The 17,536-nt window shown below is 40.1% G+C and carries 15 protein-coding genes and 1 pseudogene; 10 read left to right on the forward strand and 6 right to left on the reverse strand.

The features are described from left to right. Window positions 1-89: 89 nt before the first annotated feature. Window positions 90-767 (forward strand): hypothetical protein, encoded by a 678-nt coding sequence (locus tag ACUN24_RS02875; RefSeq protein ID WP_445561163.1) that lies wholly within the window; start codon window positions 90-92, stop codon window positions 765-767. Window positions 768-1,124: 357 nt separating this feature from the next. Here ACUN24_RS02875 and ACUN24_RS02880 read toward each other — a convergent pair whose 3' ends face one another. Both ACUN24_RS02880 and ACUN24_RS02885 read right to left on the reverse strand, forming a co-directional pair. Next, window positions 1,125-2,291, reverse strand: coding sequence for a glycosyltransferase family 2 protein (locus ACUN24_RS02880; protein WP_445561164.1), 1,167 nt, complete (start codon window positions 2,289-2,291; stop codon window positions 1,125-1,127). Window positions 2,292-2,321: 30 nt separating this feature from the next. Next, on the reverse strand, window positions 2,322-3,242 hold the full coding sequence (locus ACUN24_RS02885) for a glycosyltransferase family 2 protein (RefSeq protein ID WP_445561165.1): 921 nt from the start codon (window positions 3,240-3,242) through the stop codon (window positions 2,322-2,324). Window positions 3,243-3,898: 656 nt separating this feature from the next. Between ACUN24_RS02885 and ACUN24_RS02890 the strand changes: the two genes are divergently transcribed. Next, a complete protein-coding gene (locus ACUN24_RS02890; protein ID WP_445561166.1) occupies window positions 3,899-5,260 on the forward strand; it encodes an MBOAT family O-acyltransferase in 1,362 nt (453 codons plus the stop codon). A gap of 2 nt (window positions 5,261-5,262) precedes the next feature. After that, window positions 5,263-6,174 carry a hypothetical protein gene (locus tag ACUN24_RS02895; protein ID WP_445561167.1) on the forward strand — a complete coding sequence of 304 codons (912 nt, stop codon included), beginning with the start codon at window positions 5,263-5,265 and terminating at the stop codon, window positions 6,172-6,174. A 50-nt stretch (window positions 6,175-6,224) separates the two neighbouring features. On the opposite strand, the pseudogene ACUN24_RS02900 reads toward ACUN24_RS02895, so the two are convergent. Next, a pseudogene (locus ACUN24_RS02900) lies at window positions 6,225-6,431 on the reverse strand (transposase); the annotation flags it as partial. Between the two features lie 101 nt (window positions 6,432-6,532). On the opposite strand from ACUN24_RS02900, the gene ACUN24_RS02905 reads away from it, so the two are divergent. Then, window positions 6,533-7,546, forward strand: coding sequence for an acyltransferase family protein (locus tag ACUN24_RS02905; RefSeq protein ID WP_445561168.1), 1,014 nt, complete (start codon window positions 6,533-6,535; stop codon window positions 7,544-7,546). 229 nt (window positions 7,547-7,775) lie between these two features. On the opposite strand, the gene ACUN24_RS02910 is transcribed toward ACUN24_RS02905, so the two are convergent. Continuing rightward, window positions 7,776-8,579 carry a glycosyltransferase family 2 protein gene (locus ACUN24_RS02910; protein ID WP_445561169.1) on the reverse strand — a complete coding sequence of 268 codons (804 nt, stop codon included), beginning with the start codon at window positions 8,577-8,579 and terminating at the stop codon, window positions 7,776-7,778. Between the two features lie 186 nt (window positions 8,580-8,765). Here ACUN24_RS02910 and ACUN24_RS02915 point away from each other — a divergent pair, with 186 nt between their 5' ends. The 6 genes from ACUN24_RS02915 (at window position 8,766) to ACUN24_RS02940 (ending at window position 15,026) form a co-directional block, all read left to right on the forward strand. Beyond that, on the forward strand, window positions 8,766-9,665 hold the full coding sequence (locus ACUN24_RS02915) for a glycosyltransferase family 8 protein (RefSeq protein WP_445561170.1): 900 nt from the start codon (window positions 8,766-8,768) through the stop codon (window positions 9,663-9,665). Between the two features lie 101 nt (window positions 9,666-9,766). Continuing rightward, window positions 9,767-10,543: a glycosyltransferase family 2 protein gene (locus ACUN24_RS02920; RefSeq protein WP_445561171.1), complete on the forward strand. Its 777-nt coding sequence runs from the start codon at window positions 9,767-9,769 to the stop codon at window positions 10,541-10,543. Window positions 10,544-10,669: 126 nt separating this feature from the next. Beyond that, on the forward strand, window positions 10,670-11,647 hold the full coding sequence (locus ACUN24_RS02925) for a hypothetical protein (protein ID WP_445561172.1): 978 nt from the start codon (window positions 10,670-10,672) through the stop codon (window positions 11,645-11,647). Beyond that, window positions 11,648-12,985 carry a flippase gene (locus ACUN24_RS02930; protein ID WP_445561173.1) on the forward strand — a complete coding sequence of 446 codons (1,338 nt, stop codon included), beginning with the start codon at window positions 11,648-11,650 and terminating at the stop codon, window positions 12,983-12,985. Further along, the gene (locus tag ACUN24_RS02935) at window positions 12,982-13,800 is read left to right on the forward strand and encodes an alpha-1,2-fucosyltransferase (RefSeq protein WP_445561174.1); all 819 of its coding nucleotides are present in this window, start codon (window positions 12,982-12,984) and stop codon (window positions 13,798-13,800) included. The genes ACUN24_RS02930 and ACUN24_RS02935 overlap by 4 nt, the downstream gene beginning before the upstream one ends. Before the next feature lie 14 nt (window positions 13,801-13,814). Further along, complete coding sequence (locus ACUN24_RS02940; RefSeq protein ID WP_445561175.1) at window positions 13,815-15,026, forward strand: glycosyltransferase; 1,212 nt, start codon at window positions 13,815-13,817, stop codon at window positions 15,024-15,026. 10 nt (window positions 15,027-15,036) lie between these two features. On the opposite strand, the gene ACUN24_RS02945 is transcribed toward ACUN24_RS02940, so the two are convergent. Beyond that, complete coding sequence (locus tag ACUN24_RS02945; RefSeq protein ID WP_445561176.1) at window positions 15,037-16,257, reverse strand: glycosyltransferase family protein; 1,221 nt, start codon at window positions 16,255-16,257, stop codon at window positions 15,037-15,039. A 21-nt stretch (window positions 16,258-16,278) separates the two neighbouring features. Beyond that, window positions 16,279-17,448: an acyltransferase family protein gene (locus ACUN24_RS02950; RefSeq protein WP_445561177.1), complete on the reverse strand. Its 1,170-nt coding sequence runs from the start codon at window positions 17,446-17,448 to the stop codon at window positions 16,279-16,281. Window positions 17,449-17,536: the final 88 nt, after the last annotated feature.

The following is a 17,536-nucleotide window of genomic DNA, read 5'->3' on the forward strand; positions in this document are numbered from 1 at the left end:
TTTCCGAGTATTAATTCGTAAATATAAATACCTATCAATGATCTACTTCTGATAAATATCTTTACTTTTGATGTTGATATCCTAATCAAATGAAAAAAATTGTACTCCTTTTAATTCTTCTGGCGCAATCATCGCTCATTTTTTCTCAGACAAGTGCAGACTACAACTACTCCATCGGTTTAAGGGCCTACAGCATTATGCAATTGCCCAAAGTACTCAACCAGACCAACTACCAGGATTTCAACCATACCTTTGCGAACGCACTATTGATGAAATTCAATGATAACCAGATCAGCTACCGGGTTGGGGGAAATTTTTACAGAAAAGACATCACCTTTCCCAATACCTGCGCGAACTGTGAAACTGCAGTAGGGACACTGACCGATTTTGCGTTTAAAGTTGGCTTTGAAAAGAATTTTACCTATTCGCGCATTCAGCCCTATTTTGGCGTGGACCTAGGCTATCGCTCTAATCGGTTTAGTGGAAATACCTATCCGGGCAGCACCATGTTTGCTGGCACAGCGAGGTATGCGGAATCATCAAAAAACGGGTTGGTCATCTCTCCTATAATCGGCGTAAAGGTAAACGTAGTGCCTTTTATGAATATTTTTGCTGAGAGCAGCCTGGACTACTTTTATTCTTACGAACGCCAGGATTTAACAGATGCAAACGGAACTTCCAGAACGGTGAATACCTATCAAAAATCAGAGTTTTTACTCAACCTCTTCTCTGCCGGATTCCAGTTTAACATCAGCAGACGAAACTAGATTTAAAATATAACTAATTAAATACTTCAATAAATGATCGTCATCTCGACTGTAGCGCAGCGAAATGGAGAGATCTATCTAGGCAGATTTTGCTTCGCAGAGCTTTCGGTCTCTTTAACTGCGTTTCACTCCATCCGAAATAACGGTAACTCAAAGAAATTTTACGCGTAGATTAATTGCTGTCGTTATATTGATTTTTACATAATAATTAATCCCTTAGTGTAACAGTTATAAAAATTTAAACAGGCTCTGGGATTGATAGCTATACGTATGGGATAAGCTGATGTACATCTCCTGTTTAGTATCAGAACTTAAATAAGGCTTAAATTTAAAATATTGTGCCATAAGCCCACGAGCTTATTTTCTGACCGCCTTTTCCCAAATCACGGATTGTTTGCCCAAAAAGTAGCGATAAGTTCCTGCAAGTACCGCATAATTCATCATGCAGAAATAATAAGGAACGAATAAGATTTTCAATCGGATTTTCTTTTTCTCCAACCAAAGCCCGGAAAGAGCCATCAGGTAAAACAAGGTTTGCAGCAAAAACAGCATGTAATATACATCGCCACCGCGCTGTGTTACAATTATGATGTTACTGAGATAGCCCGCAATAAGTGCCAGTGGTGCCAACGTCCACCTGAGCACACGGTGACTGATGTACTGGAAAGTAAGTACAGGATGTTTGAAAGGATTCATCAGGGATTTTAACCAGACTACAGATTGAATTCCACCCGCTCCAATCCTGACCTTCCGCTTGAGTTCTTCACCGATATTTGCAGATGAGGTTTCCTGTGCGAAAGCTTTCGGTTCATAAATTATCCTGTAGCCTTTTTCCGCGATCCGCATCGAGATCATAAAGTCATCAAGTACACTCTGTTGTGGAACGGGAACATATAGTGACCTGCGGATACTAAATAGTTCACCAGCCGCGCCCACTACGGTATGCAGTTCTGAATCCCATTCTTTCAATTTCGATTCATATTTCCAATAAATCCCCTCTCCGGCAGTAGCATCGGCGTGTTTATCAGCATATACTTTTTTTTCTCCGGCAACCCCACCGATACGTTCATCTGCATAATGTTTGCAGAGGTGAAACAATGCATCGGCATTGAGGAAGGTATTGGCATCAGTGAAAACGACAAGATCAGTATCAACATGATCCATTGCGCGGTGTACCGCTGCTATTTTTCCTTTACGATCGGAGGAATGCATCAGTTGAATCTGCTCATAACGTGCAACAATTTCTGGCGTACGGTCTGTTGAACCATCTGTAGCAAAAATCAGATGGAGTTTTCCCGGAGGATAATTAAGTTCCAGTGTATTTTTAATCTTTTCCTCAATAAAATCCTGCTCGTTGAAAGCCGCTACAATAAGGGTACAGGTTGGCAGCTCCTGGTAACTAAAAACTTTTGGAACGCCTGGAGCAAATACACGTTTAACCAAAATCATAAAATATAATAAAATCCCGTAGCCGACATAGGTATAGAAGACCAGCAGAATAGAGATAATAAAGAAAATATGCATAAGATAAAATAGATTTGGTATGTGTTACAACTATTGAAATGAATCGGTACTGTTGCTAAGGTTCCAATAAATAGCCCTGCACATCGCAGAGATATGCTTAAGCTTCCCCCTAAACAGAAACTGTAAAAAGTTTCTCGGAAACACAATCAGTCCAAAATAAATGCAGAACAGTACCTGTTTATAAAAAACGAAATGTTTTCTTACCAGCAATATACGGTTTCTGTTCATATAGTAAATTTTCAGGGGGCTATCTGCCCCAACTGAAACGGATTCTTTATGGTAAATCTGGGCAGCCGTATTCACCCTGATTTTAAAACCTGCTTTGCGGATGTTCAGGCTCCAATCCATTTCCTCATAATAGAGAAAAAAGTTTTCCGCCATCAGTCCTGCGCGCTGACAGGCTTTACGGGAAACCATCATGGCAGCACCATGCGCAAAAGCGGTGATAGAGATCCTGTTGTCATACTGCCCTTTGTCATCCTCGAACTGACCCAGGCACTGGTTTCTTGCGGTAATGGAGGTGAGCTCTGTAAAACCAATGTACTGGATTTTGTTAGGCTGGTCGAAATAATTGATCTTTGGACAGACTATGCCCGTATCAGGAAATTCCTGAAAAGTTCCAACCAGTGTTTCCAACAGGCCGGAAGTAAATTCAGTATCATTATTAACCAGGAAAAGGTAATCTCCATCTGCTGCCCCTATCCCCAAATTGTTTCCCCCTGCGAACCCAAGGTTCACCTCCGAGTGAATAAATTTAACCTGAGGATAACGCTCCTTCCAAATGGGAATAAAATTTTCACTGCTGCCGTTATCAACAATGATGATCTCTACGTTGGAATAAGTATTTGTTGTGAAAATGGAGTCCAGTAGTTGCCGGGTTACCGCTGGCTGATTATAATTGACACTGATAATGGAAATTTTTTTGCCTGGCAGATGTTCAGTCAGATTCATAATCGGTTGGTTACGCGTTTGGAAAGTTGTGGCCCATTTTAAATTGCTCTTCTATCTCCCTGTTTAGATCGGTATCTGACAGGTTACCCAGTTTATCTGCCTTCTATTATTAACAATGATCAAATTTATAATATTAATAGCCTCATTTCGATTATTAATACTCCTTTAAAGTATACTACATACATTTTTCGTTCATAGCGTCACCCTGACCTGTAGCGCAGCGGAAAGCTATGCAGTAAACCGAGCCTTAAACGAGCTCACCGAAGGTAATTTATTTCAGGGTCTATTTAGCAGGAAAGATGCTGAAATAAATTCAGCATGACGATCGCACTAGTTTCAAGGGCTTAAAATTAGTCATTATAAATAAATATTAATCGAATTGAGGTTAATAGCACTAAAAAGACTTAAAATTTCAGGAAAGGCAGACTATAGCGCATAGCTGCATTCTGATATCCCGCTTCTCTGATCTTCAAATACAGTCGGCAGCACTGATTTACAACTGAGCGCTCTGCTGAAATGACCCGATTATTTAATAAAAAATTGCATTTATAAGTGTTCATTTATATCTTCGATTTTTTGAAATTTAGAACTGCATGCTCTTTAATTCCCTCAGTTTTTTCCTGTTTTTTTCCACCGTACTCTTACTTTACTATTTTTTGCCAAAAAAATATGTGTGGATGATGTTGCTGGCTGCCAGCCTGTTTTTTTATATGTGCTGGAAATGGGAATACATCTTTCTGCTTTTCTTCCCGGCAACCATAGATTTTTTCGTCGCCAAAAAAATAGAGAAAACCGCACAGCAGCGGCGGAAAAAGCTACTTCTTTGTATCAGTATCATCACCAACCTTGGGCTTCTTTTCTACTTTAAGTATTTTAATTTTTTTCTTGATAGCATTAATGCAACATCGGCAATGTTTGGAGGTTCATTTTTGTTGCACAGTGCAAAGATCCTTCTTCCTGTTGGGATCTCCTTTTACACCTTTCAGAGTATCAGCTACACGGTAGAGGTGTACCGTGGAAATATGCCTGCAGAAAAGAATTTTGGCAGGTTCGCTCTTTTTGTATCCTTTTTCCCGCAGCTGGTAGCGGGTCCGATTAACCGGCCACAGGTACTTCTTCCGCAGGTTAATAACTTAAAGCCTCTTGAGGCAGATAACCTGATTATTGGCGCCAGGAGAATATTGTGGGGGCTGTTTAAAAAAGTAGTGGTAGCAGACCGGTTGGCTTTTTTTGTTAATCTGGTCTATAACAATCCCGAATCATACCATGGCTTATCCATTCTTTTTGCAACAATATTTTTTGCCTTTCAGATTTACTGCGATTTTTCGGGTTATTCTGATATTGCCATAGGCGTTGCCAAAATGATGGGCGTTGACCTGATGAGAAATTTTAACAGGCCTTATTTCTCTTCATCCATACGCGAATTCTGGAGTAAATGGCACATTTCCCTATCTACTTGGTTCAGGGATTATCTTTATATCCCACTAGGGGGCAATAAGGTGGGAATGGGCCGCTGGATATTTAACTTGTTCATTACTTTTCTGGTATCGGGGGTTTGGCACGGGGCGAGCATCAACTTCATTATCTGGGGTGCACTGCATGGCCTGCTGATCTCGCTTGAATCCTTAAATCAGAGAAAGAAGTTCTTCAATTTTAAACTCCCACGATGGATGGGTACAGTCTGGACATTCTCCGTGGTCTGTTTTGCATGGATTTTTTTCAGGGCAAACAACCTCCATGATTCCTTCACCATCATTGCAAATCTTTTTGACTATGGCCATTCCTTTATCGCAGAGGTAAGGCAATCAACAGGGACTGATCTGTACAACTTTGCTGTAGGATTTCCCCTGATCTTCTTACTGCTCATTTTTGAAGGCTTTTGGGGAAACCAGAGGGTACAGTATTATTTCCATGCTTACCGATCGGTACGCTTTTTAAGCTATCTTACCTTGATCCTGCTCATTGCGCTGTTCGGGGTACTCGTATCACAGAGCAGTTTCATTTATTTTCAATTCTAGCCATGAAGAATTTTTTTATTCAGCTATTTAAATTACTCCTGATCTGCTATCTCATCTTCTGGTTGCTGGATGAAGGTTTTACCTATGTATTTCAGAAAGGAAATTACACCAAGATCCAATGGCTGGACAAGATCAGGAATCAGGACTTCGATTTTGCCGTTCATGGAAATTCAAGGGCATATACCTCCCTGGATCTGAAGATGATAGAAGAACAGACCCATAAGAAAGGGATCAATATTTCAGTAGACGGAAGTTCGATTACTGATCAATACCTCATGTTAAAGCTATTTATATTAAAAAATAACAAAATCAAAAAATTATACCTGCAGATCGATCCCTTCTCATCAAATACTGAAGAGATTTTTGATTTTGCTGTTCCTAAATTTTTTCCCTATCTCAAAGAACCTGTAGTATTTGATCATTTTAAACAGTTTGGCGATGAATGGTACGCTTACAGATATATACCCTTTTACAGGTATGCCAAATACAACACGTTATGGGGAATTCATGAGGTAATCAATGACGGGTTTAATCTGCTGCCCCAGGACTTTGACAGCTATGGGGATTTCTTTTATCCTAATGTTAACTATAAAGGCCCTACAAAGCTAAGAGACCTGACTTTCGAATTGAAAGGGAAATACAAATTCCTGAATGACATCATTACACTCTGCAAGGCTAACAAAATTGAACTCATTCTATTCACCGCACCCGTAGCTGATATTAAGATTGATCAAAAGTATGAGCAGAACATCGCAGAATTCACCCTGCAGATGAAAAAGGAGAAAGGCGTTGAGTATTTAAATTTTGGAGACCTTTACAAGCACGATCCAACATTTTTTTATAACGAAATCCATATTAACAGAAAAGGCGCAGAAGATTTCACAAAACGTATGATGCCTGTTTTTGCAAGGTAATCACTATTGTTAGCCTCAATCAATTAACCTTTTAACCTGAGTTCGATTAATCAAAATGCGAAAATCTGTGATGATTGTTTAGTTTGACAATTAATAGCGGGCTTTTTAGGAAAGAATGAGTATGCGATTAGGCCTGCGATGATATTAGCGAATGACCTATGTCTTGAATGTTCTATCTGGCATATGTTTTTAAGCTCATCATTAACGGTTTCTATCACAGACCTTTTACGGAGCATAATTTTGTCGTTCATCTCTATAAATTCTCCTAGCCCATCATTACTATCGCAGTTAAGAAAATATTATATATTTGGACATGAAGTTGGAATGCGCTATTCAAAGGAATAATAACAATTATAATTTGATAAGATTAATAGCTGCATTAATGGTTATATATGGCCATTCTTTTATATTATTCGATCCTAAAGGTTATCCTGAACCCATAGGCGAGATATTAAAAGACGAGTATAGCGGCAGTCTTGCTGTCGCATTATTTTTCTTTTTCGGAGGCCTTTTCGTAACCCAAAGTTATGAACATTCAAAACCAAGATCTTCTTACTTACTAAAGAGACTATTTCGGATCTGGCCTGCATTAATTGTGTGTACAGTAATTACAGTATTTATTGCCGGCCCACTTTTAACTGAATTACCTGTTTATGACTATTTTACATCAAAAGAAACATGGAAATATTTGTTTTTAAATTGCACAATCGCTTATAGGGCTGCGTACGACTTGCCTGGGGTATTTATAAATAACCACTATCCAAATAATGTAAATGGTTCGCTTTGGACTTTAACGGCAGAAGTGAGATATTACGGCCTTATGTTCTTTTTAGGTTTCTTTAACATATTTAAGAAACCCCTGCTGTTGGTGACTTTTATTATTGGCATTGTTTTGTTATTTACTATAGATGGACTTACTGCAATTGGGGTGATGGTCTCAAGTATAACGCTTAAATTACTAATCATCTTTCTTGCTGGATCATTATCTTATGTTTACCGACGATTAATTATTATAGACTATAGAATTGCTCTGCTCTTAGTTTTGATCACCTTAGTCTCCTATTTTACCTATTTCCATATTATTATTTTATATGTTACAATGATTTATGGTGCATTAACCATTGGGATCTCCAAGATTTTTAAGAAATTGAATTTGCCAGGCGATTACTCTTACGGAATTTATATCTATGGTTTTTTGGTACAGCAGATTGTGGCCGACAAAATCCCAGAATTGTCCAGTTATCAAAGTATGCTTATTACCATTCCATTAAGCTTTATTTTGGCGATACTTTCCTGGAATATTATTGAAAAACCCGCAATAACATACCTAAAGAAAAAAGATAATCAGTTTCTGCTGGAAAACGGTATTTGATCACCTACTTTAACCAGATTCTACTTCTACATGTCATTTGTTATAGTCGACAGACAAAATGCTCATCACTAATACATTTGTTATCAATTAACCTATAAACTGGAAGAAATTTCTGAAAGCAGCTAAAATACAGCACATTGATTCCTTATAGAGAGCACGCCCTTTCTGAGTTCAACAAAGCGTTTATAGGATACTGTATTTGGCAATTCGCTTTGCATGTGCTTTGGAATTAACCGCCAAATACCCTCGATATTCTTTTCAAAGAGCCTTTTATCAGTCCGCCGTCAATCTGTATTCTCCTGTCAGTGGTCCATGTTAGCGCCCTGATATCGGTAACGAGGTGGAGTTTGCCAAAACCCTTATTGCGCAGTTTTAGTGCCAGCCATCCATCTTCGTTGGTGCCCTGTGGGTGGTCAAAACCATCTACTGCAATTCCCTGCTCTCTTCTAAAGCCCGAATTGAACCCGTACACATTTACGGCCTCGTCTTTAAAGATCTTGTTGATCCATCGTGAAAACCTTGCCACATGCTCATAAATGAAATAGGTTCCGCGTCCGGTTGCTGCAATTGGCAAAAACGCGAATCTTCCGTAGGTAAGTGAAATCCCTGCATTCTCCAGGGGGCTGGTCATCTGTTCAATCCAGTCAGCAGGATAAATGGTATCAGCATCTGCATTCAGTATGTATTTACCCCTGGCAACTGCAAGACCTGAATTACGTGCAAAAGTTATTCCCTGCCTGCTTTCCAGGATACATTTTACGCCGGTGCTCTTCACAAGCGCTTCAGTGCCATCTGTAGAATTATTGTTCACCACAATTATTTCTACCACTCTTTTTGTTTTGTTGGCAGCCAGAGAGGAAAGGGTAGGTAGGATATTATCCTCCTCATTAAATGCCGGCATCACTACCGACACTTCAGGGATACCATTAGAGATGGTTTTGTAAGCGGCATTAGCCTGAGCGCCCAACTCCTCCAGGGTAAACCTTTTATCAATAAACTGGGTAATATGTTCGGGAACTTTGATTGGCCACATGGTTTGATTTTTAAAACACAATATTAAATAAATACTTCAATAGTTTAATATTGAGGATACATTTGAATAGGCAACAGGTACCAAATTTCAAATTTTAGATCGCTAGGTTGTAAAAAGATGAATAATAATTTTAATTCCCTAAATTTGCATGTTCTACCGAAACAAAAAAGCCTCTAATTCAAACGAATGTCCAAACAAAGAGAAACTATCCATATTGTTATAGCAACAGATAACCACTATGCAATTTTATTGGCACCCCTGATCAGATCGGTACAGAACAACCACAAAACCAGTGAACAGATTGCTTTTGCGATCATTGATAATGGAATTTCCAGGATAAACCTTCAAAAGCTAAGATCAATGGTTGATGGTGATGATTATACCCTCACCTTTCATGATATGCAATCGGTACTTCCTGAAGGTATACACCTTCCCCTTGACGGTACGGGGATGCCGCAGATTACCTATATGCGTATGTTTGCGCCTTATATTGTTGGGAGTAGCGCAAAACGGGTGATCTATCTGGATGTTGATATGATTGTAAACAGGGATATCTCTGAGTTATGGTCGGTGGAACTGGATGGTAGAACCGTCGGCTGTGTACAAGACCATTCGGCAACGGTAAGTTGCGAATGGGCAGGAATACCCAACTACCGGGAACTTGGGCTTGATCCGGAAACGAAATATTTCAATGCAGGCCTGCTGGTAATTGATATTGAAAAATGGAAAAAAGAAAACATCCCGCAAAAAATACTGACCTGCGTTGAGGAAAATAAAGATTCGCTACTTTTAGCAGATCAATATGCCCTTAATGTGGTTTTCGCCAATAGCTGGAAAGAACTCGATCACCGTTGGAACTGTAAGGCTGGTGTAGACGTAAAGGATCCCTTTATTATGCATTTTATTGACATTAAGCCGATATATTCATCTTACAACGGAAGTCAGTTTTACAAAAATGAATTTTTCCGGTATCTTAAAATGACACCCTGGGCAGACTTTAAAATTGTCCCCAATTATGTAAGGATTTTCAGAAAAGGGTTTTACAAAGTAAAAAAAACAGTCAAAAAAATCTTTGCTTTGAAATAATATAATAATTTTATCAATGTTCACCATCCGTTTTCGTCACTGTACCTTTAAAAGGTCAAAAAACGGAAACGGAAATCTTTGCCAGTTAACACGATCAATACATGCAGTCAGAAGAGTTCTATTTTTCACAGGTCACCTTGCTGGTCACCCATTACAACAGGCCCGCATCGCTGGCCCGGTTACTTTCCAGTTTCGCTTCACTGGGCTGCAGGTTTGGGGAAATTATCGTATCCGATGACTGCAGCACAGCGGAAAATCTTATGCTGGTAAAAAAACTCCAGGCAGAATTTGAATTCAAGCTCATCACCACGCCAACTAATGCGGGCCTGGGAAATAATATTAATAAAGGACAGCGGAATGCGACACTTCCCCTGACACTTTATGTACAGGAAGATTTTGTTCCCCTTGCCCTGTTTCCGCAGAAACTCTCTGCATCAATCCGTTTTATGCAGGAAGACAGTTCACTGGATATCGTTCGGTTTTATGCCTATCAGCGTTTTCCATTTCTGAAAACATTTGCCGAAGGGTTTTCTCAAATGTATTTTAATCCTGCTGACATCCTGAGCACCTATAATAAATTCTACCTGTACAGCGACCATCCCCACCTTAGACGAAGTGATTTTTTAAACAAGTTTGGAAACTATAAGGAAGGGGTTAATGTAGAAAAGGCAGAATACAGTATGATGATGTCGTTTCTGAAACGTAAGGGCAAAGGATTATTCTATGAGGACTTTAAAGGTCTTTTTGATCAAAAAAACTCGACTGAAGAGCCCAGCACCTTTAAACGGAACTGGAAGAGGCATCCCTCCAATATTTTGATAGGGGCGGCCAGGCACCTCTACAGGCATATAAAATTCAACCTCAACTATTATTTTTAAGATTGGCCGGCACGGTCTTATCTCTTTGATTAATGTTAACTTTATCCAATAGGTACCGACTAAATACCATGGAACCCTGGCTGGCATTAAAAAAGAAAAATGAGTGGCTACAAAATACCGTTTGACATGCTAAGGAAAATAATCATCAAAATTTTAGGTTTATATACAAAAATCCGGCATCGTAACGTTCCCGCGAGTTACCGCTATTTTTTCAGGGATACCTATCTTTGCCAGGTGACCCAGTGGAAATATTTGATCAGGGATTATGTGATTAAAAAGCCCTATAAAAAAATAAGCTTTAGTGGGGAGTTTACGCCTGACATCGCCTTTGCACTTCCATTTGCCTACTGGCATTTCAAGAACGGGACATTATTGCAGACCGAAGGGGCAAAATATACTTCCGAGTTGTATTTTTTCTCAGCCGAACACCTTGAAACTTTTGCATCCCGGACGACAGCCGGAAACTATAATTTTGAAACCCCGAGGATTCTTTATAGCCACAATTACAACATGTGCAAATGGGCCCAGGTTCCTTTAAAAGAGATATATCATAATGATATTTATCGATATGACAAACCTATACTGATTATCGCCAACCGCTATAATATGGAATGGGATGGCCCACCGATCAGCTTTTTCAGCATGCCACTTTTAGATGAACTGTTTAACAGCTATAAATCTGAATACCAAATTATTTACAACAGGCCCAGACCTGAAAATATTACAAACGACAACAGCGATATTTATGATTTAGACGAATACGACTGGATTGAACAGCAGCACCCTGAGGTACTGTTGATGGAAAATCTGTTTAAACAGAATTTGGGCAAGGCCAATAACTTTAACCATTTCCAGTTTATGGTTTACGCAAATGCAGAACATTTTATATCCACGCATGGCGGAACAGGTGCGCTTGCAAGTTATTTTGGTGGCATTAATATTATTCTGTCCAAAAAAGGTCCCGAACATTATTTTGGTTGTTTCACCAAACTCTATCCTAAGTTTTCAGGCGCGGCGATATACCATGCAAAGAGTGACCAGGATGTACTGGATTTTGCAAAAAAACATTTAAAAGGCAAATCATTATATCCAAATCAGGCTTAAATGAGCGGGACAAAAGATAACTATTGGATTAAATCGGGAATTATCAACATCCTGCAAAACTTTTCAGGCACACTGATCAACCTGGCGATATTTTTCGTATTGGTAAGGCTTCTCACCAAAAATGATTACGGGGTATGGGGAATTTTCCTTCAAACGGTCACCATCCTGGAAATCATCCGCAACGGCCTTATCCAGAGTGCGCTCATTAAATTTATGTCTGGGTCTGAAAAAAAAGAACATTCAGACATCTTTTCGGCAACACTAACCATCAGTGGCAGCCTTACCGTCCTTTGCATTTTGTTGAATCTGATTTTCGCAGGCTATCTCTCCAGGCTGCTCAAAGCACCGGAACTTGAACCCATGTTCCACTTGTATAATATTGTATTTATCTTTTCAGGGATCCTGACACAATTCAACTGCATTGAGCAGGCCAATTTTAAATATACAGGTGTACTTTTCAGTGGCCTGGCAAGGCAATCCGTCCTTTGTGTGTTCCTCTTTATCTGCCTCTTTTTTAACCTTAAAACCGACCTGATCACATTGGTCTATATACAAATCTTTGCTGTACTGGTAAGCATCGCCATATCCTGGTTCTATGTAAAAAAATTCATCAGCTTCACTTATAGGTTTAGTAAGCATTGGATCAGCCGGATTTTCCATTATGGCAAATATGCATTCGCCACATCAGTCAGTTCTATTCTCTCGGGCACGATAGATCAGTGGATGCTCGCAGGTATCATTTCCCCAGCGGCCTCCGGCTCATTTAACATTGCGGTGCGAATCGGAAATCTGATCGATATCCCCACCAATGCTGTGGCCACCATCGTGTTTCCGCAGAGCTCCAAACGTATTGAAACTGAGGGGAAGGAGGCCATTAAATACCTTTACGAAAAATCTGTAGGCACAATCCTTGCCATGGTAATTCCCGCTATCATTTTTATCTACCTATTTGATGGCCTGATCATCAGACTTTTGGCTGGAGACAAGTATGCCGATACCGTTCCTATACTCAACATCACTTTACTTTATTGCATCTTCGGCCCCTTTGGCAGACAATTTGGGGTAATTATTGATTCCATTGGCAAAACGAGGGTCACTTTCATCATTGTAATTGTTAATACCTGCGTAATTTTGACGCTAAACTATTTCCTCATTCATCGATATGGCGTAATTGGAGCTGCATACGCCACCCTTATTGCCAACATTTTCGGTTTTACCGTGTCCCAGATTATTCTCTGGAGAGAGCTTAAGGTAAATGCACTCAATGCATTTGTTTACGCCTATCGCTTTTATCCGGAATTCATCAATAAATATATATTAAAAAAAGCGAAGCTATGATCGGAGTAAAATTTATCGGAAGGCTTGGAAACCAAATTTTCCAATACGCTTTTTTCCAGTACTTAAAAACAAACAACAAAGACAAATCGTTTTTTTTTGTAAATCCCCATCATGCCTACCTGACTAAATATTTTGATCTCGGGACTTATCAGAACCTAACCTTATCATCAAAGCTCTATTCGGTATTTACCCGCGCATTACCAAAAATATTGAGATTCAACGAGATTTACATCGAAAGTATCCAGGTTCCACGACCGGTAGAAGTGAAGGAACAGAGCATCTACAAGGGCTTCTTCCAAACCGATTTTTATGTGAGGAATATCCCGCAGGGACTCAACATACAGATCAAAAAAGAATTCACCGACCGTTTTGAGGCTGAATTTGGAGAGGTTTTCCGGACAAACAAAACCATTGTCGTCCACATCAGGAGAACGGATTACCTGAACTATGGCAAAAGAGATATATCCCTGCCGATGTCCTATTTCAAGACCAGGCTGGATGCCCTGGGCGATACAACAGATTGTGTGATCTATTTCGTTAGTGATGATATCGAATTCGTAAAGACCTACTTTGGCGAACAGCCAAATTATATATTCTCCTCAAATAATGAGATAACAGATTTTCAGATTATAAAAAATGCAGACATCGCCATTATTTCAAACAGTAGTTTTGCCTGGTGGGCTGCTTATCTATCAGAAAAAAATAATACGGTATATGCACCTAAAAACTGGTTAGGCTTCCGCATCGGCAAGGAGCATCCAAAAAGGGTAATGACCGATAAATTTATCTGGTGCGACGTATTAACGGAGCATTAATTTAACAGGAACGGATGAAGATACTTCATATAACGGCTTATATTACCGGTGGGGCAGGAATTGCAGTTATGCGTCTTCATCAGGCGCTTTTAGAACAGGGCATCGAGTCAGAAGTTCTTTGTATGCATGCCCTGAATGAGAATCTCACACCAGGTGTTTACAGGACTGATCAAAAAAGACCATTTATTGACCGTGTTTTTAATAAACTGGGCATAGATAGAAATACAAGAATTAAAGGTGGACGGAAAGGTAAATATGAAATCTTTAGCTTCCCATTTTCCCATTACCGACTGGAGCACGATGCGAGGGTAAAACGTGCCGACCTTATCCACCTCCACTGGATATCTGATTTCGTGGATATCCCAACATTCTTTAAGGCGGTGAAAAAACCAATGGTATGGACCGCCCATGATCTAAACCCCATACTCGGCGGATTCCACTACGAACAGGACGTCCTTCGTAATCCCGACTTCAGGGATGCGGAAGACCTGCTCCGCACAAAAAAACAGGAAAACATTCGCTCGTCCGGCGTCAGATTTATTGCGAGCAGTAAGCTCACCATGCAAAAAATTGAACAATATCTCCCTGGTGTACCATGCAATCTGATCCCCTGTGTCCTTGATATTACCGGTTTTAGGCAAATCGATAAAACGATTTCAAAGGAAGCCCTTGATATCCCCGGAGATTCACTGATCCTTGGAACTGGCGCTGACAATCTCGGAAACTACAGAAAAGGTTATTGGCTTTTGCTTGAGGCCATTGGAGGATTAACACCTGATGAGAAAAAGCTGATCACCATTTTGACATTCGGGGCAGTCAAGGCAAAAGTTGAAGACGACACCGAGCGCAGCATCAATGTAATCCGTTTCGAACCTGTACACGATAAAAGATTCCACTCATTGCTTTATAGCGCAATGGACTTTTTTATCAATCCCTCCCTGGAGGAAACGTTTGGGCTTACCGGCACGGAGGCGATATTGTGCGGCACACCCCTTATTGCATCTGCAACAGGAGGAATGATCGATTATATTGAGCCTGGGGTGAGCGGAAATTTATTCAATCCTGGTGATGCTGCTGAACTTCGTAAACTGATCAGGGCAGCGATAATGTCAAAAAAAGAAAAAGCGGTAACTTTCAATAACTGTAGGGAAAGCCTTCTTGAATGGTACAAACTTAACGATCCGGTAAGCAAGCATATCGACCTGTATAGAGAAATGCTGGAATAAGGCAAAAAGGTTAATCCTGACCTGTTTTTTCGCGATAAAACCCGGCAACCAGACTACTCAGTTCTGCCATACGCCTTGACCAGGTATTATCCGCAGCAATTGATAACCTGTATGCTTTTGCCTCCTCGCTGTCATTTGTCAGATAAAAAGAAATCGCGGCCGAAAATTCATCTGCATTGTGGCAATAGCTGACGGAATCAAAAGTAAATTCCAAAAGATCCATATTAAAATCTGTCGAAACCACAGGCTTGCCGGTTCCCAGGTACTCAAACAGTTTGAGGGGAAAAATTGTTGCGCTCACTTCATCCTTCTTAAAAGGAACCATTGCAATATCGAAGCCCTTCACAACTGCCGGCATCTCGTCGTAGCGCACACTGTCTCGAAAATAAACGTTGTCTAGTTCTTCGAACTTAAGGGGAACGAACTCCCTGGCAGTAGGTCCCACCAGCACGAAACTCTTATCAGGGTTCATCGTCGCGACCTGTATTAACAGATCAAAATCAATGCGGCGTTCAATTGCTCCTAAATAGCCGATCACCGGCTTCGGGATATCAGATACTGATGAGTGGGGCAACAGATCCGGATCCAGCGCCCGTGAAGAAACCGTAAGGTCGGCCGCATTGGGAATAAAGAAGGTCTGCTTTTTCTTTTTGATTTTGTCCTGGTAAAGTGCTTTACTTGTGCAGATCACCAGATCGCTGTTGTTAATGAGCAGATTTTCAGAAAGAAATCCATGTCTTTCATCGTATTCGGTAATGATAGGGTCTACACAGTGGTAAATCTTCAGTATCGCCCTGGATAACATTCTAGAAACACCAGGATAGTGGAAATTAAAAGAATTAATAAAGATAAATTCATCAATGCCCCTCTCTGCCATGATACGGTTAATCCTGGCAGAAATCCTGCGTTCGTTCCACAGCAATAACCAGCGATAAATGCGCCCTTCAGGTAAAAAATTAATAGAGAGCAGCAGTGGCAGAATCAAAATCTTTAAACGGGGAGATCCCGTATCGAGAATACCCCTGGCGCCCTTTTTGAAATGGGGAATCCTTAAGGCGATGTCTGATTGTTGATTTTTTTTAAAGTAATCTTTGAGGGTATAGGGAAAATCCACATAATACACCTCGTTGTTTTGCGCCAGAAACTTTGCTGTATGATAACTGGTGGATTCAAATTTCCAGTCAAACCTGGTTGCACCCAATATCACGATTACCTTATCCTTTAGTTCCATATTATAGTTATTCCTTCATAATTATAGCCTTTTCCAAATAGAGGAGATCCTCTGGCCAACCCTCGAAGGCCAATTTTTATCCATAAAAGGCTTTTCAACACATAGAAAAAATACAGCGCTTAATGCCAATACTACTGGAATAAACAAAGTTAACTGCAAGAGCAGATTAATGGTGTAATAACGCGTGAAGGTCAGGTGTTTACTTAATACAATAAAGAATTCTGCAAAAGGAAGGTGAATGAGGTATATCGTATAACACATGCCTCCAATAGCCATAATCCATCTATTGGTAATCAGGCGGTTAATGAGGTTCCCTTTAAATGCAGCAATAAAAAAAACGAAAAGACAGATGACTACCGCCAATCTGTTGATGAACTCGAAACCCCAGCTCCACAAACCAATAAGCCCTACTAGAGCGAGTAAGGCCACAATATCATAAATCTTGCTTTTCCTGATTGAAGCCCAGTCGCAGGTATAAAGATCTGCAACCATAAAACCGATCAGAAAATAATGCAGATGGCCCAGGATCGAAAGACTGAACGGTGGCAGATACCATTTAAAATACTGCTGCAGTAACATCAATACCAGGATAAAGCTAATATTCAGACCCCGTCTAAGCCCCTTTTTGGGTATGGAGAAGAAAAAATAGGAAAGAAAGGGTGCAAGGATATAGAACTGGATTTCAATTTCAAGGGTCCAGGTAGGGGGATTGAACGGAGACCAGACACCATAAAAAATAGCGTGAGTATAGGTAATGTTGGCAAAATAATGCGGAAGATATTCAAAAAAAGACACATGGCGCTGCAATACATAAACCAGAAAGAAAATACTGATCCAGAAAATGTAGGGAGGTTCAAGCCGGGTCAGCCTTCTCCAGAAATATTCTCCAATGCTGATCTTTTTTCCGCTAGCCAGATGGTAGGAGGCAAATGGGAGTGCTAAAATAAATCCACTAATCACAAAGAAAATGTAAACCCCTAAAAACCCTCTGTAGGCTAAAAAATTGGCAAATGTATCTTCTCTCGGAGTGATAAAATCGACAGTGGTATTTCGCTCGAACCGCTCATTTAAATGTTGTATGAGCACTGGAAGGATCGCAAAAAATCGCAGCCCGTCAATTTCGCTGATGAGTTTCCTTCCAGAGGTAACCCTGGCCAGTTTATCGGGTATTGATTGCAGGAATTTATACATTATTCTTACTTTTCTTATATCCTTTAATAAAACCAAATACAAAAAATACAACTGCGGGGATGACCAGGATTTCAAGTGGCATATGGAA

It is taken from the genome of Pedobacter sp. WC2501 (assembly GCF_052682415.1).

Bases quoted from the DNA above. Each gene is read 5' to 3' on its own strand.
- ACUN24_RS02935 (WP_445561174.1), top strand. From the start codon at position 12,982: ATGATCGGAGTAAAATTTATCGGAAGGCTTGGAAACCAAATTTTCCAA.
- ACUN24_RS02895 (WP_445561167.1), top strand. From the start codon at position 5,263: ATGAAGAATTTTTTTATTCAGCTATTTAAATTACTCCTGATCTGCTAT.
- ACUN24_RS02920 (WP_445561171.1), top strand. From the start codon at position 9,767: ATGCAGTCAGAAGAGTTCTATTTTTCACAGGTCACCTTGCTGGTCACC.
- ACUN24_RS02910 (WP_445561169.1), bottom strand. From the start codon at position 8,579: ATGTGGCCAATCAAAGTTCCCGAACATATTACCCAGTTTATTGATAAA.
- ACUN24_RS02885 (WP_445561165.1), bottom strand. From the start codon at position 3,242: ATGAATCTGACTGAACATCTGCCAGGCAAAAAAATTTCCATTATCAGT.
- ACUN24_RS02945 (WP_445561176.1), bottom strand. From the start codon at position 16,257: ATGGAACTAAAGGATAAGGTAATCGTGATATTGGGTGCAACCAGGTTT.
- ACUN24_RS02915 (WP_445561170.1), top strand. From the start codon at position 8,766: ATGTCCAAACAAAGAGAAACTATCCATATTGTTATAGCAACAGATAAC.
- ACUN24_RS02880 (WP_445561164.1), bottom strand. From the start codon at position 2,291: ATGCATATTTTCTTTATTATCTCTATTCTGCTGGTCTTCTATACCTAT.
- ACUN24_RS02875 (WP_445561163.1), top strand. From the start codon at position 90: ATGAAAAAAATTGTACTCCTTTTAATTCTTCTGGCGCAATCATCGCTC.
- ACUN24_RS02940 (WP_445561175.1), top strand. From the start codon at position 13,815: ATGAAGATACTTCATATAACGGCTTATATTACCGGTGGGGCAGGAATT.
- ACUN24_RS02925 (WP_445561172.1), top strand. From the start codon at position 10,670: ATGCTAAGGAAAATAATCATCAAAATTTTAGGTTTATATACAAAAATC.
- ACUN24_RS02950 (WP_445561177.1), bottom strand. From the start codon at position 17,448: ATGTATAAATTCCTGCAATCAATACCCGATAAACTGGCCAGGGTTACC.
- ACUN24_RS02930 (WP_445561173.1), top strand. From the start codon at position 11,648: ATGAGCGGGACAAAAGATAACTATTGGATTAAATCGGGAATTATCAAC.